This window comes from Pseudomonas sp. NBRC 111143 (assembly GCF_001320965.1).
Classification (GTDB): Bacteria; Pseudomonadota; Gammaproteobacteria; order Pseudomonadales; family Pseudomonadaceae; genus Aquipseudomonas; species Aquipseudomonas machongensis.
Genome location: NZ_BCBT01000035.1, coordinates 40,227 through 62,594, shown reverse-complemented (window position 1 = coordinate 62,594; position 22,368 = coordinate 40,227). Strand labels below are relative to the sequence as shown.

Genomic DNA, 22,368 nt, shown 5'->3' with positions numbered 1-22,368 from the left:
CCGCTCCTACAGTTTGTTTCGGGCCAATGAATCCTGTGGCATTTTCGCGCGACCCCTTTGGCGCACGACGCGGTACCGAGTCGTACACACCAGGCGGTCGCGCGCCTGTGGCACAGGCATAACTGGCCGGAAACAAATGTGGGGGCGGCGGTTCGGCGCTCCGACTTGCCCGCGAAGCGCCGCGCGGGCGGCGCTCGATCTAATGAGCACTAAAAATCTCTCGGCGAGCACCTGCCAGCCCCCACACAAAACCCTCGAAAGAGATGACTCCTACACCGCCCGCGCCAACCGCCACAACCGTGCGATATCCCCCGCCCGCGCCTCGAGCAGCGCCCCGGCCTCGGCACAAGCGCGCTCGAGCGTCATCGGCCCGCTAGTCACGGCGAACGCGGCATCGATGCCATGGGCATACAACGCCTCGTAGCCCTCCCCCAAGGTCCCGGCAATCACCACCACCGGCACACCGTAACGCTTGGCCACGCGGGCCACGCCCATCGGGGTCTTGCCGCGCAGGGTCTGGGCATCGAAACGGCCTTCGCCGGTGATCACCAGGTCCGCGCCCTGCACCAGCCCGTCCAACCCGGCGAGCTCCGCCACCACTTCGACCCCAGGACGAAAACGCGCGCCCATGAAGGCCTTGGCCGCAAAGCCCATGCCGCCCGCCGCACCGCAGCCGGGAGATTCACGCAGGTCTTCACCCAGCAACTGCGCGCAATGATCAGCGAAATGCCCCAGTGCCTGGTCCAGCTGCAATACCTGCTCGGGCGTTGCGCCCTTCTGCGGACCGAAGATCGCCGAGGCACCATTGACCCCGCACAAGGGGTTGTCGACATCCGCCGCCACCTCGAACTGCACCTCGGCCAGACGCGGATCGAGGTCGCTGGCGTCGATGCGTGCCAGTTGCGCCAGGGCCAGACCGCCCTCGGCCAGTGCCTGGCCTTCGCGGTCCAGCAAGCGCAGGCCCAAGGCCCGCAACATGCCGCTGCCGGCGTCGTTGGTGGCGCTGCCGCCGATGGCCAGCACGATGCGCTGCGCACCTGCCGCCAGGGCTGCGGCAATCAGCTCGCCGGTGCCCCAGGTACTGCTGCGACAGGCATCGCGCTGTGCGCTGGGCAGCAACTGGATACCACTGGCCTGGGCCATCTCGATCACCGCGGTGCGGCTCTGCGCCAACCAGCCCCAGCTCGCCTCCACTGGCGCCCCCAGCGGCCCGCGCACCACCTGGCGGCGCTGCTCGCCCTCGGTGGCCGCGACGATCGCTTCCATGGTGCCCTCACCGCCATCGGCCATCGGGCACTCGATTCGCTCCGCCTCGGGCCAGACCTTGGCCAGCCCGGCGCTGATCGCCCGGGCGACACCGGCGGCATCGAGGCTGTCCTTGAACGAATCGGGGGCGATGACGACTTTCATGGGGAATCTCCTGGTCCTGTTAGCCCGCATGCTGACAGCTGCGTGCCAGAGCGGCCTCGGTCGGATGCACAAAACACCCGGCCGGTTGTTTGGGCAAATGCCACTGCCCGGATCCGCGACTCACTCGGCGGGTAACAGTTGCAAGCCCAGGTACAGGCTCAGCATCCCTTCCAGACGCAGCGGATCCACCTCGCCCAGTTCAGCGATTCGCTCCAGTCGATAACGCAGACTGTTGCGATGGATCCCCAAGGCATCGGCGCATGCCTGGCTTTGTCCGTCATGGGCGCACCAGGCACGCAAGGTGGCGAGCAATTGGCCGCTGGCATCCTTGGCGCGGATGCGTTGCAACGGTTCGAGCAATTCGTCCAGGGCATCATCGTTGCGGTGACGCCAGAGCAACGCCGGCAAGCGGTAGCGCGACAAACTCAGCACGCGCTCCCCAGGCACTACCTCGCGGCCATACGCCAACAGGTCGCGGACCCGACGGTAACCTCGTCGCAGTTGTTCCAGGCTCTGCGCCACACTGCCCAGGGCCAGGCGCTGGACCTGCCAGCCATGGCGCTGCAAGCGTTCGATCAGACGCACCTCGTCCAGCGCCACGCTTGCCGGACGGCACCAGAGCAACGATTGACGCGCCGGGCTTACGCACCAGCTGTCCGGGTAGCGGCTGGTCAGCCAGGCCGACAGCGCTTCGCCCGGTGGCCCAGCCTCCAGTTCGAACAGGCAAGGCACCCTTGGCAGTTGCGGCTTGAGCCCCAGTTGCCGGGCTTCGTCCACCAGCCGGGGGGACTCGCCACTGCCACCGAGCAGCAGCGCCAGCAGATCGTCGCAGCGCTGCCGGCGCCACTGTTGCTCGATCTGCAGGTGACGCTGGGCCAGGAGCATCTCGGCGGTCATGCGCACCAGCTCGCCGTAGGTGCGCAGTTGCTGCGGATCGCCGGTCAGGCCGAGCACGCCGATCAATCGGTCGTCGAGCATCAACGGCAGGTTCACCCCTGGCTGCACGCCCTTGAGACATTTGGCCGCCTCGCTGTCGAGTTCGACGATGCGCCCATTGGCCAGGACCAGTTGCGCCCCCTCATGGCGGGTATTGATGCGCTCTGGCTCGCCACTGCCCAGGATCAGGCCCTGGCTGTCCATGACGTTGACGTTGCACGGCAGGATCGCCATCGCCCGGTCGACGATATCCTGGGCCAGGTCGTGGTCAAGCTCGAACATGTGGGTTCCTTGCAGTGGCAGACTTTGTTCCGCAGCACAGCCGTGCGTGCCCTACGCTGTGCAAAAGCACAAAGACAGCGGCGCCCTGCTCGCCGAGACTCGTTTCAGGCGAGCGCCGGAACAGGCGCCGCGTGACAACCATAACAACAGAGAATTTCATCATGGCACACAGCCCTGCCCCTGACCAAGGCCAAGACCCCAGCCGCAATGCGCTGTACCGGCGCATCACCCTGCGGTTGATCCCGTTCATTTTCATCTGCTACCTGTTCAACTACCTGGACCGCGTCAACGTCGGCTTCGCCAAGTTGCAGATGCTCGACGCGCTGAAGTTCAGCGAGACCATCTACGGCCTGGGCGCCGGGATCTTCTTCATCGGCTACGTGCTCTGCGGCCTGCCCAGCAACCTGGCGCTCAACCGCTTCGGCCCACGGCGCTGGATCGCGGTGATGATGATCGCCTGGGGCACGCTCTCGACCTGCCTGCTGTTCGTCACCACGCCGATGGAGTTCTACGTGCTGCGCCTGTTCACCGGCGCCGCCGAAGCCGGCTTCTTCCCCGGCGTGGTCCTGTATCTCTCGCGCTGGTTCCCGGCTGACCGCCGTGGCCGCATCATGGCCCTGTTCATGTCGGCGATCCCGGTCTCGGGCCTGCTCGGCGGGCCGTTCTCCGGCTGGATTCTCGACCACTTCGCCGCCGGCCAGCACGGTCTGGCGGGCTGGCAGTGGATGTTCCTGATCCAGGGCCTGCCGACCGTGGTGCTGGGCATCCTCGCGGTGTTCCTGCTCAGCGATGGCTACCAGAAGGCCGCCTGGTTGTCGGACAGCGAGCGCCAACTGATCGCCAGAGACCTCGCCGCCGATGCCGCGAGCAAGCCGAGCACCACCGGCGACAGCGTGTGGGCCGTGCTGACCAACCCGCTGATCTGGACCTTCGGCTTCGTCTACTTCTGCATCCAGAGCGGCGTCTATGCGATCAACTTCTGGCTGCCATCGATCATCAAGAACCTGGGCTTCGACAGCCCGCTGCTGATCGGCTGGCTGAGTGCGATCCCCTACCTGCTGGCCGGTGTGTTCATGATCATCGTCGGTCGCTCGGCAGACCTGCGCAACGAACGCCGCTGGCACTTGGTGGTGCCGATGCTGATGGGCGCCATCGGCCTGCTGATCGCGGTCAACTTCGCCAGCAACCCAACCGTGGCCATCCTGGGCCTGTCCATCGCCACCATGGGCGCCCTGACCGGCCTGCCGATGTTCTGGCCGATGCCGACCGCGCTGCTCAGCGCCAGTGCGGCCGTCGCGGGCCTGGCGATCATCAACTCGGTGGGGCAGATGGCTGGCTTCCTGAGCCCGTACCTGGTTGGTTTCATCAAGGACCAGACCGGCTCGACCGACGCTGCGCTGTACTCGTTGGCCGGAGTGATCGTGCTGGGCAGCCTGGTGGCCCTGCGCGTGTCGCGCGCCGGGGCACTGAACGCCGCACGGGCCAACTGACGCCTGGAGGCGCGGGCTTGCCCCGCGCCTGCCGCAACGGCATGTGCGCTCAGGGCGCCGCAGTCACCGCTACACCCTTGGCCTGGTCAGGGGTCACCACCTGGCTGAGGTCGATGTGACGAAAGTCCGGCTTGGCGCCCAGCCGTGCGTTGAAGCGCACGTTGAAGGTGAACGGGTCGTCGGTCGGCACATCCAGCGCCTGGCCGTAGATACGGGTGACGGCTGCGGCGTCATAGCCCAGCAGCTTGAGCAGCGTCGGATAGATGTTGTAGTGGCTGGAGGCGTTGCGGTTCTGTGACAGGTGAGCCTGCCAGTCCAGGGCCTTGACGCTCGTGCCCTGGATCACCACCAGCGGTACCAGCCCCTCCTCCATCACCGGGTCGCTGTCGCAGTGGGTGTTCAGGCCCGGATTGCCGCGCTCATGCAGGTCCTGGCCATGGTCGGAGGTGTAGATCAGCACCGCCTGGCTCAGATCGGCCTCGGCGAACAGGCGGCGGAAGAACTCGCCCACGTTCCAGCCCAGCGTATTGCGGTACGCGTTGCGGTACAGCACCCAGTCTTCGGGGCGGCCATCGAAGCCGTCGCGGGTGCCGGTGTCGGCCACATCGGTGAAATGCCCACGCGGCAATGCCGGCTGGTAGGTCAGGAAGGCGTCGGGGTACTTGTCGTGCACCGGGAAATGCGCGCCAACCTTGTTGATCACGATCAGTTGCGGCTGGCCATCCTTGAGCAGGCTGACCAGTTGCTCCAGCGCCGCCATGTCGCGCTGCACCACGGGGGTGTCGTCGAACTGGACGAAGCGGTCGATGTCGCGCTTCTCGGTTTCGTCCATCAGGTTCTGCAGATTGCCGCCGGTGCGCTGGGCATCGATGTACACCGTGCCCAGCCCTGCACGCTTGGCGTATTGCCAAATCGACGGCTGGGTCGAATTGATGCGCAGGTAATCGCTGCGGGTGCCGCCGTAGCGCAAGGTGACGTTGGTGTCGGCGCTGCAGTTGGCCACCGAGGCCGCGTAGCCGTAGTTGACGATACTCACCCCTGGGTGCGGCTGCAGCAGGTGAGTCGCCACGCCGGCAGGGGTGTTGAGGTCCAGGTAGTTGCCCGAAATGCTCTCGTCGATGATCAGCACGATATCGCGCGCCATCGGCTTGCCGGACTGCGCCAGGCTCACCGGCTCGCGTGGGCCGACACGGTCATGCAGCGCCTCGTAGCCGAACAGGCTCACATAAGCCAAGGGTGTGTACATCACAGGCAGGCCGCGGGCCCCCTCGCCTGCGCGGATGAACAGCACACCGACCAGCAACGCCAGCGCCAGAAATGGCGCGACAATTGGCACCAGGCGCGGCAGACGCAGCACAGCGCCCGGGCGCAAACCCACACCCAACAGCACCAGCAGCGCGTTGAACGCCGCCAAGGTGATCGCATAGTGGTACTGCTGTAGCGCTTCCTGGATGAAGCCACCGGCATACACCATGGACACGAACGCACTGTAGGTGAGGTAGGAATCGGTGATTCGCATATAAGCATCGAAGAACAGCGCACTCACCGCAAAAGCCAACGCCAGCACCCAGCGCAGCCAACCTGGGCGAATCCACGCCGCCAGCAGCAGCCCCACCACCAGCACCCCCGCCACGCCCAGGTAAAGCAGCAACGGCAGGCCAAGACCCAGCGCTTCTATCCGCTCCCGGTAATAGCCATGGAAGCTCGCCAGGTAGAGGAACAACAGGGCCAGCTTGATCCATCCGCGCATGATTCGACCACTCCGGTCAGGGGTTTTCATTCAAACCGTAGCAGTCTTGAAACAAATCACAAGCCGGAAAAGTCAATTTTCCGACGGCATCTCAACGCCATATTCTGGCGCAAAAAACGTATCGCGGTTGAGACGCTCTATCGTCACGACCCCGCATTATTCGTGGCCTTCAACCGTTCATCGGTTCATCGAACGGCCAAATGCCAGTAGCTTTCAACGCTAAACCCCGGATTGGCAAAGGGTTGGTGGCCAATGGCCGTTTTGTTTAGCGTCTGTAAATGCGACGAAACATGCCATTGGTTTGACGCATTTCCCGCGAGCTGAGCTATACAGAAATCACACCACTGTTTCATACCCCTTACTCATCCATACGAGGCACGCCGACATGGACGTGAGCGTTTTTGGCACTGGCTACGTAGGACTGGTACAAGCGGCGGCACTTGCCGACGTCGGCCACCGGGTCCTGTGCGTGGACGTGGATGCCCACAAGATCAACCAACTGCGTCAGGGCGTCCCACCGATCAGCGAGCCGGGCCTGTCGGGCCTGCTGGAAGACAACATCAAGGAAGGTCGCCTGCTGTTCAGCACCCAGGCCAGCGACGCGGTCAGCCATGCCGAGCTGATCTTCATCGCCGTCGGCACCCCACCCGACGAGGACGGCTCGGCCGACCTGAGCCATGTGCTCAACGTCACCCGACAGATTGCCGAGCTGATGGAGGCCGACCGCACCCTGATCGTCAAATCCACGGTACCGGTCGGCACCGCCGACCAGGTCGTGACCCTGGCCCGCGACGAACTGCAGCGCCTGGGCAAGGGCCATTTGCAGGTGCGCGTGGTGTCCAACCCCGAATTTCTCAAGGAAGGTAGCGCCCTGGCCGACTGCATGCGCCCCGACCGGATCATCGTCGGCACCCATGACGACGTCGCCCATGACCAGCTTGCCGAGCTTTACGCGCCCTTCTGCCGCAACCACGAGAAGCTGATGTTCATGGACAACCGCAGCGCCGAGCTGACCAAGTACGCCGCCAACGCCATGCTCGCCACGCGCATCAGTTTCATGAACGAACTGGCCAACCTCAGCGAACACCTGGGGGCCGACATCGAAGCGGTGCGCCGCGGCATCGGGTCGGACCCACGCATCGGCTACCACTTCATCTACCCCGGCTGCGGTTTCGGTGGCTCGTGCTTCCCCAAGGACATCAAGGCCCTGCTGCACACCGCCGAGCACAGCGGCATGCCCCTGCGCCTGTTGCAGAGCGTCAACGAAGTCAACGACCAGCAACGGCGCATCCTGTTCGCCAAGCTCAAGCAGCGCCTGGGCGGGCTGCGCGGCAAGTCCATCGCCCTGTGGGGCCTGGCCTTCAAGCCCAATACCGACGACATGCGCGAAGCACCGAGCCGCTACCTGATGGAAGCGCTGTGGGAAGAAGGCGCCACGGTACGGGCCTATGATCCCGAAGCGATGGACGAATGCCGACGCCTGTACGGCTACCGCGACGACCTGCAACTGTGCGCCACCCGCGACGACACCCTGCAGGACGCCGACGCCCTGGTGATCTGCACCGAGTGGAAGAACTTCCGCGTGGTGGACTTCTCGCTGCTGGCCAGCAAGCTGCGCGCACGGGTGATCATCGACGGCCGCAACCTGTACAACCCCGAGCAGGTCGCCGCCCACGGCCTGCACTACAGTGGCATCGGCCTGCGCCAGGTCGCGCCCGACCAGAGCGCCCCGCAGGTCGGCGCGCCATGAAAGTGCTGGTCACCGGCGCGGCCGGTTTCATCGGTGCCCACACCTGCCTGCGCCTGCTGCGCGACGGTCATGAGGTGCTGGGCCTGGACAACTTCAACGACTATTACGATCCGTCGCTCAAGCATGCTCGCGTGCACTGGGTGCGTCAGAACGTCGGTGACTTCCCCCTGCACTGCCTGGACCTTGCCGACCGCGACGCCATGGCCCGGCTGTTCGCCGAGGAGCGCCCCGAGGTGGTGGTGCACCTGGCTGCGCAAGCCGGTGTGCGCTACTCGCTGCAGAATCCCCAGGCTTACCTGGACAGCAACCTGGCGGGCTTCCTGAACATTCTCGAAGGCTGCCGGCGCCACCCGGTGCAGCACCTGCTGTACGCCTCGTCCAGCTCGGTGTATGGCGCCAACCAGCGCACGCCATACCGGGTGCAGGATGCAGTCGATCATCCGCTGTCGCTGTACGCCGCCACCAAGAAAGCCAACGAGGCCATGGCGCACAGCTACAGCCATCTGTTCGGCATCCCTTGCAGCGGCCTGCGCTTCTTTACCGTCTATGGCCCCTGGGGCCGCCCGGACATGTCGCCGATGCAGTTCGCCCGTGCCATCAGCGAAGGCCGGCCGATCCAGCTGTTCAACCATGGTCGGCACCAGCGCGACTTCACCTACATCGACGACATCGTCGAAAGCCTGGCGCGGCTGCTGCCCTACCCGCCCCGCGCCGATGCGCAGTGGGATGCCTTCAGCCCCGACGCGGCCAGCAGCGCAGCGCCCTGGCGCCTGTTCAACATCGGCGGCCAACGCCCGGTGGAACTGCTCGACTACCTGGCCTTGCTGGAAAAACACCTGGGGCGCGATGCGGTGATCGAGTTGATGCCGCTGCAACCGGGCGATGTGCTGGCCACCTGTGCCGATGCCAGCGCCCTGGCCCGGGTCACCGGCTTTACCCCAACGATTTCCCTTGATGAAGGGCTCGGGCGATTCGTCGCCTGGTTCAAGCACTACTACTCGCACGGTGCCACAGATGGCGAACCTGCAGGCGAGCAGCCGAAACAACGGAGGGTGATATGACAGGACAACCGAAAAGCGCCCAGCTGCAGGCGCTGTACCAGGATAAACGCATGGATCCGGCGCACCGCCAGCGCATCGATGCCGCCATCCACATGCAAGGCCGTGGCTGGATGACCGGGCGGGTCGGCGGGCGCCCTTGGACGCTGTCGCGGACCAACCGCGTGCTGTCATGCCTGGCGGCGCTGAACCTGCTGCTGTTGCTGTCGCCGGTATTCCTGGCATTGGCGGTGATGATCAAGAAGTCCAGCCCGGGCCCGGTGTTCTTCGTGCAGAAACGCACCGGCTACCGCGGCCGCCTGTTCGGCATGTTCAAGTTCCGCACCATGGTCGCCAACGCCGAGGCGCTGAAAGATTCGGTACGCCACCTGAACAAGCACGGCGCCGACTCCATCGATTTCAAGATCGACAAGGACCCGCGCATCACCTCGGTGGGCAGTTGGCTGCGGCGCAGCAGCCTGGACGAGCTGCCCAACCTGATCAACGTGGTCACCGGCGACATGCGCCTGGTCGGCCCGCGCCCTACCTCGTTCAACGCCTACCGCTACAAGGACAACCACCTGGCACGGTTGTCGATCTACCCCGGCATGACCGGCCTCTGGCAGATCTCCGGACGCAGCAACATCGATTTCGACCAACGCGTAGAGCTTGACCTCAGCTACATCAACGAACAGAGCCTGCTGCTGGATCTGAAAATCCTGCTCAAGACCCCGTTCAAGGTTTTCACTGGCCACGGAGCAAGTTGAGATGGACGGTTCCACTTCTAGAAGCCTGAGTATCGCCAACCCGAGCGAGACCAACCTGACCGCCACTGTCCTCGACCTCGACCAGCGCACCCTGCTGCTGACCGCGGCCAACACCGGAACCGGCACCAGCACCAGCGCCCTGGCCTTCGCCAGCCAGCTGGCGCTGATGAGCGCGGGTGCGGTGCTGCTGATCGACGGCAGTTCCAGCAGCAATGGCCTGAGCCAGCAACTGGGGCTGAACAAGCTCCGCGGCTACACCGATCTGTTGTTCGACGAGGACACCCCACCCTTGGCGCAGGACTGCGTGGTGCACCTGTCCGACCAACCATTCGACGTGCTCCCGGCGGGCACCTGGAAGCGCGGACGCGACCGCCTCGACCCCGAACGCCTGCGCATCCTGTTGCGCCAGTTCGCCGCCCACTACCGCTTCGTGGTGATCGACGGCGAGGCCATCTATGCCAGCGCCGACAGCCTGGTGATCGGCACCCTGGTCGATGGCGTGATCCTGGTGGTGTGCGCCGAGGAAACCCGCTGGGAAGTGGCCCAGGCTGCCGCCCAACGGCTGACGCAAGCTGGCGCGCGGCTGATCGGCAGCGTGTTCAACAAGCGCAAGTACTACATGCCCAAGTGGCTGTACGACAACCTGTGAGAGGACGCACGCCATGATCGCCATGAGATACCCCTCGATTGCCCTGTGCGTGCTCGCCCTGGCCGGTTGCGCCAGCCAGGAAAGCCGCGAAATGCCGGTACAGATCCTCACCGCACCAGCGGCCGAGAGCCAGGCCACCGAAGTCGCCCGCCGCGAACAGGTGCTGCGGCCACAGGACGTGCTGGAAGTGATCTTCCACGTCAGCAACCGTTCTGCCGGGGTGTACCGCATCCAGTCCGGTGACACCCTGGACCTCAACTTCATGGCCGCCAGCGGCCTCAACGGCCAGCAGCTGGTGCAGCCCGACGGCAGCATCACCCTACCATCCACCAACGCGTCGGTGCGCGTCGAGGGCCTGACCCCGAGCGAAGCGGAGAGCGCCATTCGCCAGGCCTACAACGACAAGCGCGTGTTCAAGCCCAACCGCGACCAGGTAACGGTGCGCGTGCTCAGCCCCATGACCGACGAGGTCAACCTGAAGAACGCCCTGAGCCACCCCGGCACCGGCATGAGCCGCGACATCACCGTGGGCAACGACGGCCGCGCGACCTTCCCGGAAATCGGCTCGGTGCCGCTGCAGGGCATGACCGTCAACCAGTTGCGTGACTACCTCAACGAGCGTTACGCCAGCCTGCCGGGGCGCATGAGCGTGGATGTGCTGCTCAAGTCCACTGCCGCCAACGAGATCTACGTGCTCGGCGAAGTCGGCCAGCCGGGCGCCTTCCAGATCCGTCGTCCGGTGTCGGTGCTCGAGGCCCTGACCCTGGCCCGCGGCCCGACCCTGAAGGCCAAGCTCGGCTCGGTGGTGATCATGCGCCGCGAAGGCAACACCGTGCATGCGGTCAACTACGACGTCGATCAGGCCCTCTCCGGCGGTAGCCAGAAGCTCGCCTACCTGCAGCCCGAAGACATGCTCTATGTACCCAAGACCAAGCTTGCCAGCGCTGCCGAGCTGTCCCGGCAACTGGCTGACGTGGTGCTGTTCCAGGGCTTTGGCTTCAGCTTCAGCTACCGCGTCGACAACAAAGAAAGCAACGACTGACCAGGGGACGGACCATGACCACGCAACCGAAAGAAAACTATGTGCATGAGTTCTTCCGCATCTTCTTCGCCAACCGTCAATTGGTGAAACGGGTGTTCCTGATCTTCGCGGTGATCGCGGTGATTCTGCCGCTGGTGCTCAAGCAGAGCTTCGACATCACCGCCGAAGTCATCGTGCAATCGAAGAAGCTCTCGCAAAGTGATACCAGCTCCTCGCTGGCGCAGCAGGCGGACCAGTTCATCCCGCCGTCGCTGGCCGACATGGAGACCGAGAGCAACATCCTGCGCTCGCCCACGCTGATCCGCCAGACCATCAGCCAACTGCGCCAGGAAGGCCAGTACCAGGCCGAACCCGGCTTGCTGCGACGCACCGTGATCGACCCGCTGCGCCATGGCATCGTCGATCCGCTGCATCGCCTGCTGGGCAAGTCGGTGGCCGACGAGCGCGATACCCAACTCGACGAGCTCACCGATCAGGCGGTCAAGGACCTCAAGATCGAGACCCTGCCCGGCTCCAACGTCATCTCGGTCACCTACAGCGCCGATGACGCCCGCCTCGGCACCCTGTTCGTCGCCCGCCTGCTGGACAACTTCCTGAAGAACCGCCAGGACCTGCAGTCCAACGAGCTGCCCGAGACCTTCTACGAGCAGAAGAAACTGCACTACCAGGCGCGCCTGGGCGACCTCGAGGGCCAACGCCTGGCCCTGCTGACGGCGATCGGCTCGTCCGATCCGAAAGAAGAGATCACCTTCCGCCTCAATGCGATCAACACCGAGGAACAGGCACTCAACCTGCAGCGCGACCGCAAGCTGGAGAACCAGCAGTGGCTCGACTACCTGCAGAGCAGCCTGGCCGCGGCAAGCAAGGCGAAGATGGCCGACTATGCCTTCCCCTACACCTTCACCACCACGGTCGATAACGTCGCCTTCGAAGACCGCGAGATCAAGCAACTGGGCGAGCAGTTGACCACCCTGTTGGCCCGCTACAACGGCGATGCCACGGTGTTCCAGCCCGGGGCCGAGCAGATGGTCCTGGCACGCCAGCAGATCGCCCAGCTGCGCGGCCAGTTCCTCAAGATCGTCGAGAACCGTATCCGCGAACGCCAGCAGGACCTGGCCGTGACCCAGCAGGTGATCGACCAGAAGACCCAACGCATCGGTGAATACAAGAACCGCATCACCGAGCTGCGCGAGACCCAGAGCAAGACCCGCCAGCTCGACACCGAGATCGATGCCCTGCACAAGGCCTTCTCCACCTATGCCCAGCGCTATGAGGAAAGCCGCGGCCAGGGCCTGCTCGATGGCAGCCAGTCCAACGCGCGGATTCTCAGCGCACCCTATGAGCCGGCCACCGCGTCGTTCCCCAAACCTGGCCTGATCATCCCGTTCGGCCTGGTCACCGGCCTGCTGCTGGCCATCGCGCTGGTCTACGTCAAGGAGTTCTTCGACCACCGCTTCAAGCACCCTGCACAAATCAGCCATGAGCTGGGCCTGCCGGTGCTGCTGGTGATCAACGACCAGACCCCGGCGCTGCCCAACCCGCACAAGTCGTGGTCGCTGCCTCGCCTGATGCACTGGGTGCGCAATTGAACGCTGCCGTGCCCGCTACCGGCCAGTTGATCCTGCACCTGCTCAGCAGCGGCGGATTCTACGGCGCCGAGCGCATGCTCCTGGACCACTGCCAGGCAACCCCTGGCAGGCACCGGGTGCTGTTCCTCGACGCGCCGCAGGATCTGGTGATGCGCTTTCGCGAAGCCGGCATCGACTGCCAGAGCTGCCATGGCTTGGGCGCACTGCTCAGGCAAGTGGCGGCCATGCGTGGCGAGCGGCCGTTGATCAACACCCACAACTTCAAGGGTATGGTCTTCGGCTGGCTGGCCGCGACACTGTGGCGCCTGCCACTGGTGACCACCCAGCACGGCTTCACGCCGCGCAGCACCAAGCAGCGCTTCTACACCTGGCTGAGCCTGCAACTGTGCCGCACACCCACGGTGGCGACCGTGGTGTGCGTGGCCGAGAGCATTGCCCGCATCCACCGCCAGGCGGGTGTTCCAGCCAGCAAGTTGCAGGTGATCCCCAACGGCCTGCCGGAGCCTGTGGCATCTGTGCAATCTGCCCCTGTGGGAGCGGGCTTGTCCCGCGATGGCAACACCGCAGTGCAGGGCACCGGCTGCGCCGGTGATCGCGGCACAAGGCCGCTCCCACAGGGTTCGCTGCAGGCCGCAACACCTCCTGTGGGAGCGGGCTCGTCCCGCGATGGCAACACCGCGGTACAGAGCCAGGGATCGCGCCAAGCCCCTTGGCTGGCAGGCTATGTCGGGCGGCTGTCCAGCGAAAAAGGCCCCGACCTGTTCCTCGACACCCTGATCCCGCTGTGCCAGCGCCACCCGCACCTGCACGCGGTGATGCTGGGCGACGGCCCCGAACGCGCCACGCTGCAGGCGCGCATCGATGCCGCTGGGTTGGCCGAACGCATCACGCTGCCGGGTTTCCAGCGCGACATGCAAGCCTGGATGACCCGACTGGATGCCCTGGTGATCAGCTCACGCACCGAAGGCACGCCAATGATCCTGCTCGAAGCCATGCAGGACGGCGTACCGGTGGTGGCCTTCGGTGTCGGCGGCATTCCCGATGTGATCGAACACGGCCGCAGCGGGTTGCTTGCCGCACCGCTGGCGGTCGATGAACTTGCTGCCCACCTGCAGGCGCTGCTGGACGATCCGCAACAGGCTGAAGAACTGGTGGCCCGCGCCCGCCAGACCCAGCGCGAACGCTACCACCTGCCGACCCTGGCACAACGCTGGGCCCTGGTGTACCAGGGCACGGCCATGGAGGTTGTCGCATGATCATCCCCCTGTCGCTGGTGGGCCTGGTGGCCCTGCTGTCGCTGGGACTGCTGGCCAGCCCCTACCCTTACCTGGCCCCTGGCGCCGTGGTCGGCCTGGCCGGTGCCTTGGTGCTGTACCGCAAGCCAGCCTGGGGCCTGCTGGCGATCGCCGCGCTGGTGCCGCTCGAAGGGCTGCTCAAGGACAGCATGGTCTCCGGCGCCAAGCTGATCGGCCTGGGCCTGGTGCTGATCCTCACGCTGCAACTGGCCGTGCGTCAGTTGCCGGCCGAGCGCCTGCGCAGCAACCAGTGGCGGTTGCTGATCCCGTTCATGGCCCTGTACCTGCTGAGCCTGTGGACCAGCGACAGCGTCGAGCTGTCGGTGCTGCACCTGCGTGAACTGCTGGTGGGGCTGGTGGTGTTCGTCATCACCCTGCTGGTGGGGCGCGACCTCAATCTGCGGATGCTGGCGCGGCTGATCACCGTCAGTGTCTGCGTGACCTGCCTGTTCGCCATCTTCTCCACCAAGTACCAGGAGCAGGGTCGCGCCTCGGCCATGCTCGACCCCAACGCTTTCGCCCTGCTGATCACCATCGCCATGCCGCTGGGGTTGTGGCTGGCGATCAAGACCCGGCAGATTCCACTCAAGCTGTTCTGGGCCGGCTGCTGCCTGTTGCTGCTGGTGGGCATGACCAAGACCGAGTCGCGCTCAGGCCTGGTGGTGCTGCTGATCAGCCTGGGCATCGTGCTGTACAACTACCGCGAGCAACTGACACGGATCCGCCCGCGTCACCTGGGCTTCGCCATGCTCGGCCTGGCCATTGTCCTGCCGCTGGGCGCGGCCCTGATGCCGGCCGGCTACGCCGATCGCATCCAGTCGCTGATGCTGCTCAAGTCCGGGGTCAATGCGCACCAGGACGAATCCCTCGGCCGACGCGCCTCGTACCTGGTGGTGGGCAAGGAGATGATCAGCCACAGCCCGATGCTCGGCACCGGCCCCGGCACGTTCCCGCTGCACTATGCCGACACCGGTTTCTCCAAGGCCTTCGCGCCGGTCAACAGCAAGACCACCGACCTCTATCGTCGCGCCCATAACACCTACCTCGAGCTGTTCAGCGAAACCGGAGTGCCGGCGGGGCTGGCCTTCGTCGGCATGATCGCCCTGGCCCTGCGCAACTTCTGGCAGGCCCGCGCGGCCTGGCGTGCCACCGGCGAGCACGACAACGCCGACCTGATGACCCATCTGACCATGAGTATGCTGGCCATCGGTCTGTTCCTGATGTTCCTCAGTGCCCCCAGCCACAAGTACCTGTGGCTGATGCTGGCGCTGTCCAGCGTGCTGCTGCGCCAGGCCACCGAGTCGCGAGACGTGGAGGCGCAGCCATGAACCTGGTGAGCATCGTCATCCCCATGTTCAACGAAGCCCGGCATATCGGCCGCACCCTCGATGCCGCTCGCAAGGCCGCCCACTGCGCGGGGCTCGGTTGCGAGCTGATCGTGGTCGACAACGGCTCCAGCGACGACGGCCCGCTCATTGCCCGCCAGCATGGCGCTCAGGTGCTGAGCCTCCCCGGCGTGGCCATCGGCGCCCTGCGCAACCAGGGCGCGCAGGTCAGCCACGGTGAATGGCTGGCGTTTCTGGATGCCGACATCGAGGTGCCGGACAACTGGCTCGACCTGCTGCTGGGCCTGCAGCGCCGCGGTGAAGGCGACGTCTTCGCCCTTGACTGTGACACCCCGCGCCAGGCGCCGTGGTTCGCCCACGCCTGGCAACGCCGCACCCTGCGCGCCGGGCAGACGGTACAGGACTGCACCTGGCTGCCCACGCCCAACCTGCTGATGCGCCGCACCTGGTTCGACCAGGTTGGCGGCTTCGACGAGCGCCTGCGCACCGGCGAGGACAAGGACTTCACCCTGCGCCTGCACGAAGCCGGCGCCCGTTTGCGCGTGCTGCGCCAGCCGGTGGTGCTGCACTGGGGCTTCGAGGGCAGTTGGGGTGAGTGGCTGGGCAAGGAGTTGTGGCGCCAGGGCAGCCACTTGCAACTGCTGCGCAGTCATGGCTTGAGCCTGCGCCTGCTGCGCTTCCCGCTGCTGTCGGTGGGTGCCTGGGTACTCGACGCCATGGCGCTGTCGACGCTGCTCGACGGTTTCCCCCATGTGGCCCTGGTGCTGCTGCTGATCAGCGCCCTGCCTGCCCTGGCGCTGAGCCTGCGCCAGAGCCTCAGGCACCACGACATGTTGCTGACCCTGCAGCTCTGGGGCCTGCACTGGCTGCGCCTGCACCTGGCCGGCGCCGCGTTCGTCCTCAGCCTGTTCAACCGCACCGCAAGGAGGCCCGCCCGTGGCTGAGATCATCTTCTGGTTGTGCCTGCTGTTGCCGCTGTACGCCTGGGTCGGCTATCCCGTGCTGCTGACCCTGGCTGCGCCGTTCTTCCCTGTGCGCACACCCGGCCCGCTGGCACCGCAGCGAGTCAGCGTGGTGATCGCCGCGCACAACGAGGAGCGGCATATCGAAGCCAAGCTCGCCAGCGTGCTGGCCCAGGACTACCAGGCCGCCGAGCTGCAGGTGGTGGTGGCCAGCGACGGCTCCAGCGACCGCACCGTGGCGCTGGCCCGCGCCGTGGACGATCCACGGGTACAGGTGCTGGACCTGCCGCGCCTGGGCAAGACCGGCGCGCTGAACACTGCGGTGAGCGTCTGCCGCGGCGATATCCTGGTGTTCACCGACGCTGACAACCAGTGGGCCGGCAACACCCTGGGCCTGCTGCTGGCGCCCTTCGCCGACACAGATGTCGGCGGGACTGCCGGGCACATGATCATCCCCGACCCAGGCAAGGGCCTGAGCCTGGGCGACAGCCTGTATCGCCATTACGAAGCCTGGGTGCGCAAGGTCGAGAACCGCACCGGCTGCATGGTCTCGGCCGACGGCGCCCTGCTCGCCCTGCGCCGCCCGCTGTACCAGGCGATTCCCAAACAGGTCAACGACGACTTCTACATCAGCACCTGCGCCCCGGCCGCCGGCCAGCGCATCGTCTACGTGCCCGAGGCGGTCGTCCTCGACCAGGGCGTGGACGAGGCCGACAAGCAGTTCCGCCGTCGCCAACGCGTCACCGTCGGTGGCCTGCAGAGCCTGGCCGCGCGCAGCGAACTGCTCAACCCGATGCGTCACGGCCTGTACGCCATTGCCCTGATCAGCCACAAGCTGATCCGCCGCCTGGCGCCGGTACTGTTGCTGCCGCTGCTGTTGGCCAACCTGTGGCTGGTGGGTGAATCGCACTTCTACCACCTGACCCTGGCCGCGCAACTGCTCGGCTATGCGGCCGCGATCGCCGGCCTGCTCGATGCTGGCCACCGCCTGCCCAGGCCATTCCGCCTGGCCGCCTTCGTGCTGGTGACGCTGGCGGGCATGAGTGTCGGCCTGTGGCAATTCCTGCGCGGGCACAGCTACAGCCAATGGAATCCCGACCAGAATCGATGAGCGATGGACATGCCGATCAAGACGACGATCAAACAGGCCAGTGGCTGGCTGTATTTCAAGTCGCCCAAGGGCCGCGCCGAATTGCGCGGCGCCGGGGTGATCCTCATGCTGCATCGAGTACTGGCCGATGATGCCAGCGCCGCCTTGCCGCACCGCAACGAGCTGTGCGTCGGGCCACGCGCCTTCGAAGGGCTGCTGCGCTGGCTGCCGCGGCACTTCGACTGCGTCAGCCTCATGGATCTGCTCAAGGACCATGAGACACCCCGCAGCAACCAGCGCCCCAAGGTTGCCCTGACCTTCGACGACGGCTGGCGCGACAATGCCAGCAACGCCTTCCCGCTGCTGCGCAAGCACCAGGTGCCGGCGAGCATTTTCCTGTCCACCGACTACATCGGCAGCCGCCAGCGCTTCTGGTGGGAAAGCGTCGGCGAGACCCTGTGGGGCAGCCACGGCGAACCTGCGCGGCACAACCTCATCGAGTACCTGCGCAAGCTCGGCCGACCGCTGCCGGCGGCCTACTTCATGAACGACCGCTCGCAAGCGCGCAGCCAGGTGCTGGCGCACTACCTGCAAAGCCTCAAGAGCCTCAGCCCGCAGGCGCTGCAGCAACTGACCGACGCCTGCCCGGCCGAATCGCTGCCCCAGGCCATGGACTGGCAGCAAGTGCGCGAGCTCGAGGATTCGGGCCTGGTGCGCTTCGGCCCGCACGGCGCCAGCCACGCCTTGTTGCCCTATCTCGACGACCGGCGCCTGGACGAGGAACTGCAACGCAGCCATGCCGCCCTGGAGCACGGTTGCCAGCACCCCCTGCCGGTGTACTGCTACCCCAATGGCGATCATGACGATCGCGTGCGCGCCCGCGTGGCGGCGCACCGCTACCCCTTCGCCCTGAGCACGCGCGCCGGCATCTGCCAGGGGCATGACGATCCGCTGGCCCTGCCACGCATCGGCGTCAGCCAGCGCAATGCCAGCCGCCCATCGCTGCTGGCCTGGCGCATCAGCCGCGGGGGCTGCTCATGAGCCGCAACCATTACCTGCGCCATCTGGCGCTGAGCATGGGCACCAAGCTGGCGATGATCGGCCTGCGCCTGCTGCGCAACGTGCTGCTGGCGCGCATCCTCGGCCCCAGCGAGCGGGGCTTGTTCGCCCTGCTCAGCACCCTGCCCGACCTGATCAGCGCCGCCACCAGCGGCGGACTGAACAGCGCCGTTGGCTACCAGGCGGCCAAGCAGCGTGACATGGGCCTGCTGCTGACCCAGGTGCTGGTCTACGGTTGCCTGCTGGCGGGGCTGTTGACGCTGGTCTGCGTGGTGCTGGTGCGCGCGTTCGGTGCCGACCTGGACATCACCCTGCAGTTGGGCCTGCTGGCCTGGCTGTTGCTGCTGGCGGTGCCGATGACCGTGCTCAAGAGCGGCCTGCTGACACTGCACAACGCCAGCGGTGGCGTCGGCGCGTTCAACGTGCTGCGCCTGACCGAATCGGCCGCACCGCTGCTGCTGTTTCTCGCGCTGTTCTGGATGTGGCGTGAAGAGGCGCTGGAGGCGGCGCTGATCAGCTGGCTGGTGGGCATCGCCCTGGTACTGGTGCTGGGCCTGTGGTGGCTGCGCCGCCAGCATCCGCTGGCCCTGCGCTGGGACCGCGGCGGCCAGCGCGAGCTGCTCAGCTACAGCGCCAAGAGCCATCCTGACCTGTTGTTCCAGCAAGTCATCCTGCGCTCGGACTACCTGTTCATCGGCGCCATGCTCGGCAGTACTGCACTGGGCCACTACGCCATGGCCAGTGCCGCCGCCGAACTGCTGCTGATCGTCCCGGAAGCGGTGACCACACCGCTGATGAAGCGCCTGCTCCAGCAGGACGCCGGCATGGAGAAACTCACCCCCCTGGCACTGCGCCTGACCGCCACGGTGATGCTCGGCGCCTGCCTGTGCATGGCGGTGATCGGGGACTGGCTGATCGTCACCCTGTTCGGCATGGCCTACCAACCGGCCTACCCGGCCCTGCTGACCTTGCTCCCAGGGCTGCTGGGGCTGTGCTACGCCAGCATCCTGCGCCTGGACCTGCTGGGCAAGAATCGCCCCGGCACGGTATCGCTGATGATGGGTGCAGGCGCCGCGCTGAACCTGGTGCTCAATGTGCTGCTGATTCCGACCTGGGGCATCGTCGGCGCCGCCGCGGCGTCATCGATCGCCTACCTGGCGGTGACCGTGGCCATGCTGGTGCTGTACTGCCGCCTGAGTGGCGTGCCGGTACTGCACACCCTGATCATCCTGCCCAGCGACTTCGCGCCGCTGCGCCAGATGCTGCAGCGCAGGCCAGCATGAAACGCTGGCTGCTGCTCTGTGCCCTGTGGGTGCCGCTGGCACCTGCGGCACCCCTGCAATGGGGCGATATCCGCGATGGCAGCCTGTACCTGCAACCAGGACGCAACGATGAACTGCGCCTGCGCTGGCACCCGGCCTGGCAGGCCGACGCCAATGCCGAGCGCATCTTCCTGCTCGACGGCCGCGGCCAACTGCGCGGCGAGCGGGCGATCAAGGCCGAGGAACTGCGCGGCGAGCAGCGCTGGCCACTGAGCGCCGACGCCGGTCCCTATCGCCTGGAAGTCCCTGGCTACAGCTTCCGTGGCTACCAGATCGAGCACAGCGACACCACGCGCGCCCTGTTCGCCCCCGCCAAGGTGCACTTCAGCGCCGAAGTCGGACCACGGGTCGAGCTGTATTTCCGGGTCAAGGCCGGTGAGCAGGCGACGCTGGCCGGCAAGTTCCACGGCGGTGTGCGCGGGCTTTCGGCGCAACGCCTGAGCGACGGCCAGCAGGTCGAGGTGGCGCTCAAGCCCTACCCGGCCTATTGGCGCTTCGACCAGCAGGCGCTGCCGAAAAGCACCCGTGACGAAACCTGGCGCCTGCGCCTGCAGGGGCGCGGCAAGGCGGCATTCTGGCTCGACGGCAGCGCCAACCTGTTCGCCCAGCGCGCCGATCAACTGGGCGATGTCGCCAACCTTGAAGGGCAGGTGCGGCTCAAGCTCCAGGCCAAGGTGCTCGGCCCTACGCCGCTGCTGGGGGTCAACCTGCCCTACGTACTGCCGCCGCCGTCGAGTTTCGCCGCCCTGGACGCCCTGCGCCCGCAGGCGGCCGGCTACTACAGCTTCATGGACGTGCTCGCCCGCCAACCCGGCTATGAAGACGCCTGGCGACGCCTGTACCAGCAGCGCTTCGGCATCACCCAGGACATCACCCTGCTCGCCGGCACCGGTAGGCGCGCGGACCTGGCCGCCGATCGCACCAGCCACGATGGCCTCAATGCCTGGCTGGCCGGCACCGCGCGCCTGGGCGGCAAGGGCCTGCACTACCTGGCCTTCGCCGACGAGCCGAACCTCAATTACCGCAACTATGAAAGCTACCGCGACTTCTTCACCGGCATGGCCCAGCGCGTAAGCGCCTGGCCGGGCGCTCGGGAGGCAGGCGTGCGGATCGCCATGCCCGCCTCATCACGCCTGCTCGGCGGCCCCTTCACCCAGGGCAGCAAGGACTTGCGCGGCATCGACTGGGCCCGGCGCCTGCTCCAGGAGCACGGTGCGCAGATCGATGCCCTGGCCTGGCACGAATGGATGGTCCGCGACCTGCTCGCCACTCGCAGCTACCGCGACAGCGTGCGCCAGGCCGCGGCCTTGGTCGGCCTCGACAACCAGGGCCGCCCGCGCAAGGCGCTGCTGCTCGACCAGACCAACCTGTCCAGCGGCTCCAGCCTCAGCCCCTATGACCAGAACACCCACTACGCTGGCCTGTGGTGGGCGTCGGTGGTGATCAACGCCTCCGCAGACGGCCTGCTGGACATGCTCAACTGGTTCCATGTCGCCGACGAGCCCGAATGGCCGAAGGGCATGATCCGCGTGCTGGGCGATGAGCGTTTCGAGCTCAAGCCGGTGGGCCTTGCCCAGCAGTTCATCCAGCGCCACTGGCTGCGCCAGGTGCTGGCCCTGGACAACGACGCCTTCGAGGTCGACGTCCTGGCCATGGCCGACGGCCGTCAGCGCAGCCTGCTGGGGGTCAACAAGGCCGAGCGCGTGCAGCAGGTCGAGCTGGCACTCGGCGACTGCCCGGCCGCCCGGCTCGAGCTGTTCGGCCCCGATAATCAGCCGCGCCCTGCCCGCGTCAGCTGCCAGCAGGGACAGATCCGTTTTCAACTGCCAGGGCAGACCTTGTTTGCCCTGACCTGGAGTGCGTCATGAAACGCACCTCGATCTGCCATGAACAGGAGGCACCATGCGTGCATTGAGCAAGATCCAGGATCGCATCAAGCGCAAGGGACTGCGCAACACCTTGAGCAGCGCCTGGCGACACTACGTCTTCTATCATTGGGAGCTGGTGTGGATGGAACGTGACCTGGAAACCCCGGTGCCCCCGCACCGCCTCAAACCCTATGCGCGACTGCGCCTCGAAAACATCACCGTGAACAACGTCAAGGCCTTCACTCGGCATTTCGGCGACCGGGTCGAGACCATGCGCGAGCTGGCCGCCGAGGGCTACACAGGCTTGATGTTCGTAGATGACGAAGGTGACACCGTGGCTTTCATCTGGGGCAGCGCGCGCAACTACCACGACCGCCACTACTACGGGTGCTGGTTCCCGGTAGGCCCGGGCGAGTTCTTCGAATTCGGCGGCGAGTTGATCCGCAAGTACTGGGGCAGCGAGCTGTCGGTGGACTTGCAAGTGGCGTTGTGGAAGGCCATGGCCGCGCAGGGTTGCACCAAGGTGGTGGACGTCTGCGAACAACACAACATCCCGGCGCTCAAGCTGCACCTGCGCATGGGCTACCAGGAGCAAGGGCGCATCATGAATGTCTACTGCCTGTTCGGGCGCTGGAAGTTCTTCCGCGAGAGCCGCTACAGCGAGTCGCGCCTGGAAACCTTGCGTAAACCGGCGTCCGAAAGCGCCACGGCCACGGCGTCCTGA

At 66.0% G+C, this 22,368-nt stretch carries 18 protein-coding genes; 15 read left to right on the top strand and 3 right to left on the bottom strand.

Annotated features, from left to right (window positions below; genetic code table 11):
- Positions 1-270 precede the first annotated feature (270 nt).
- Together APH44_RS18715 and APH44_RS18710 are read right to left on the bottom strand one after the other, a co-directional pair.
- Positions 271-1,410: a glycerate kinase gene (locus APH44_RS18715; RefSeq protein WP_054893965.1), complete on the bottom strand. Its 1,140-nt coding sequence runs from the start codon at positions 1,408-1,410 to the stop codon at positions 271-273.
- Between the two features lie 120 nt (positions 1,411-1,530).
- Positions 1,531-2,628 (bottom strand): sugar diacid recognition domain-containing protein, encoded by a 1,098-nt coding sequence (locus tag APH44_RS18710; RefSeq protein ID WP_054893964.1) that lies wholly within the window; start codon positions 2,626-2,628, stop codon positions 1,531-1,533.
- Between the two features lie 161 nt (positions 2,629-2,789).
- Between APH44_RS18710 and APH44_RS18705 the strand changes: the two genes are divergently transcribed.
- Positions 2,790-4,118 carry an MFS transporter gene (locus APH44_RS18705; RefSeq protein WP_054893963.1) on the top strand — a complete coding sequence of 443 codons (1,329 nt, stop codon included), beginning with the start codon at positions 2,790-2,792 and terminating at the stop codon, positions 4,116-4,118.
- A gap of 49 nt (positions 4,119-4,167) precedes the next feature.
- Here the strand turns inward: APH44_RS18705 and APH44_RS18700 are convergent, their stop codons facing one another.
- Positions 4,168-5,868 (bottom strand): sulfatase-like hydrolase/transferase, encoded by a 1,701-nt coding sequence (locus APH44_RS18700; protein ID WP_054893962.1) that lies wholly within the window; start codon positions 5,866-5,868, stop codon positions 4,168-4,170.
- A gap of 385 nt (positions 5,869-6,253) precedes the next feature.
- Here APH44_RS18700 and APH44_RS18695 point away from each other — a divergent pair, with 385 nt between their 5' ends.
- Genes APH44_RS18695 through APH44_RS18630 form a run of 14 tightly spaced genes read left to right on the top strand, consistent with a single transcriptional unit; the run spans position 6,254 to position 22,368 of the window.
- A complete protein-coding gene (locus APH44_RS18695; protein ID WP_054893961.1) occupies positions 6,254-7,618 on the top strand; it encodes a UDP-glucose/GDP-mannose dehydrogenase family protein in 1,365 nt (454 codons plus the stop codon).
- On the top strand, positions 7,615-8,679 hold the full coding sequence (locus APH44_RS18690; RefSeq protein WP_054893960.1) for an NAD-dependent epimerase: 1,065 nt from the start codon (positions 7,615-7,617) through the stop codon (positions 8,677-8,679). The genes APH44_RS18695 and APH44_RS18690 overlap by 4 nt, the downstream gene beginning before the upstream one ends.
- The gene (locus APH44_RS18685; RefSeq protein WP_054893959.1) at positions 8,676-9,422 is read left to right on the top strand and encodes a sugar transferase; all 747 of its coding nucleotides are present in this window, start codon (positions 8,676-8,678) and stop codon (positions 9,420-9,422) included. Before APH44_RS18690 ends, APH44_RS18685 begins: the two co-directional genes overlap by 4 nt.
- 1 nt (position 9,423) lies before the next feature.
- Positions 9,424-10,071, top strand: coding sequence for a CpsD/CapB family tyrosine-protein kinase (locus APH44_RS18680; RefSeq protein WP_054893958.1), 648 nt, complete (start codon positions 9,424-9,426; stop codon positions 10,069-10,071).
- Positions 10,072-10,093: 22 nt separating this feature from the next.
- On the top strand, positions 10,094-11,113 hold the full coding sequence (locus tag APH44_RS18675; protein ID WP_054893969.1) for a polysaccharide biosynthesis/export family protein: 1,020 nt from the start codon (positions 10,094-10,096) through the stop codon (positions 11,111-11,113).
- Between the two features lie 14 nt (positions 11,114-11,127).
- Positions 11,128-12,702: a Wzz/FepE/Etk N-terminal domain-containing protein gene (locus tag APH44_RS18670; protein ID WP_054893957.1), complete on the top strand. Its 1,575-nt coding sequence runs from the start codon at positions 11,128-11,130 to the stop codon at positions 12,700-12,702.
- Positions 12,699-13,958: a glycosyltransferase family 4 protein gene (locus APH44_RS30450; RefSeq protein WP_054893968.1), complete on the top strand. Its 1,260-nt coding sequence runs from the start codon at positions 12,699-12,701 to the stop codon at positions 13,956-13,958. Before APH44_RS18670 ends, APH44_RS30450 begins: the two co-directional genes overlap by 4 nt.
- The gene (locus tag APH44_RS18660; protein WP_054893956.1) at positions 13,955-15,325 is read left to right on the top strand and encodes an O-antigen ligase; all 1,371 of its coding nucleotides are present in this window, start codon (positions 13,955-13,957) and stop codon (positions 15,323-15,325) included. The genes APH44_RS30450 and APH44_RS18660 overlap by 4 nt, the downstream gene beginning before the upstream one ends.
- Complete coding sequence (locus tag APH44_RS18655) at positions 15,322-16,287, top strand: glycosyltransferase family 2 protein (protein ID WP_054893955.1); 966 nt, start codon at positions 15,322-15,324, stop codon at positions 16,285-16,287. The genes APH44_RS18660 and APH44_RS18655 overlap by 4 nt, the downstream gene beginning before the upstream one ends.
- Positions 16,280-17,416: a glycosyltransferase gene (locus tag APH44_RS18650; RefSeq protein ID WP_054893954.1), complete on the top strand. Its 1,137-nt coding sequence runs from the start codon at positions 16,280-16,282 to the stop codon at positions 17,414-17,416. The genes APH44_RS18655 and APH44_RS18650 overlap by 8 nt, the downstream gene beginning before the upstream one ends.
- 9 nt (positions 17,417-17,425) lie before the next feature.
- A complete protein-coding gene (locus APH44_RS18645; protein ID WP_054893967.1) occupies positions 17,426-18,436 on the top strand; it encodes a polysaccharide deacetylase family protein in 1,011 nt (336 codons plus the stop codon).
- Positions 18,433-19,737 (top strand): lipopolysaccharide biosynthesis protein, encoded by a 1,305-nt coding sequence (locus APH44_RS18640; RefSeq protein WP_054893953.1) that lies wholly within the window; start codon positions 18,433-18,435, stop codon positions 19,735-19,737. The genes APH44_RS18645 and APH44_RS18640 overlap by 4 nt, the downstream gene beginning before the upstream one ends.
- Positions 19,734-21,644, top strand: a complete 1,911-nt coding sequence (locus tag APH44_RS18635; protein ID WP_054893952.1) for a hypothetical protein — start codon at positions 19,734-19,736, stop codon at positions 21,642-21,644. Before APH44_RS18640 ends, APH44_RS18635 begins: the two co-directional genes overlap by 4 nt.
- A gap of 34 nt (positions 21,645-21,678) precedes the next feature.
- The gene (locus tag APH44_RS18630; RefSeq protein ID WP_054893951.1) at positions 21,679-22,368 is read left to right on the top strand and encodes a GNAT family N-acetyltransferase; all 690 of its coding nucleotides are present in this window, start codon (positions 21,679-21,681) and stop codon (positions 22,366-22,368) included.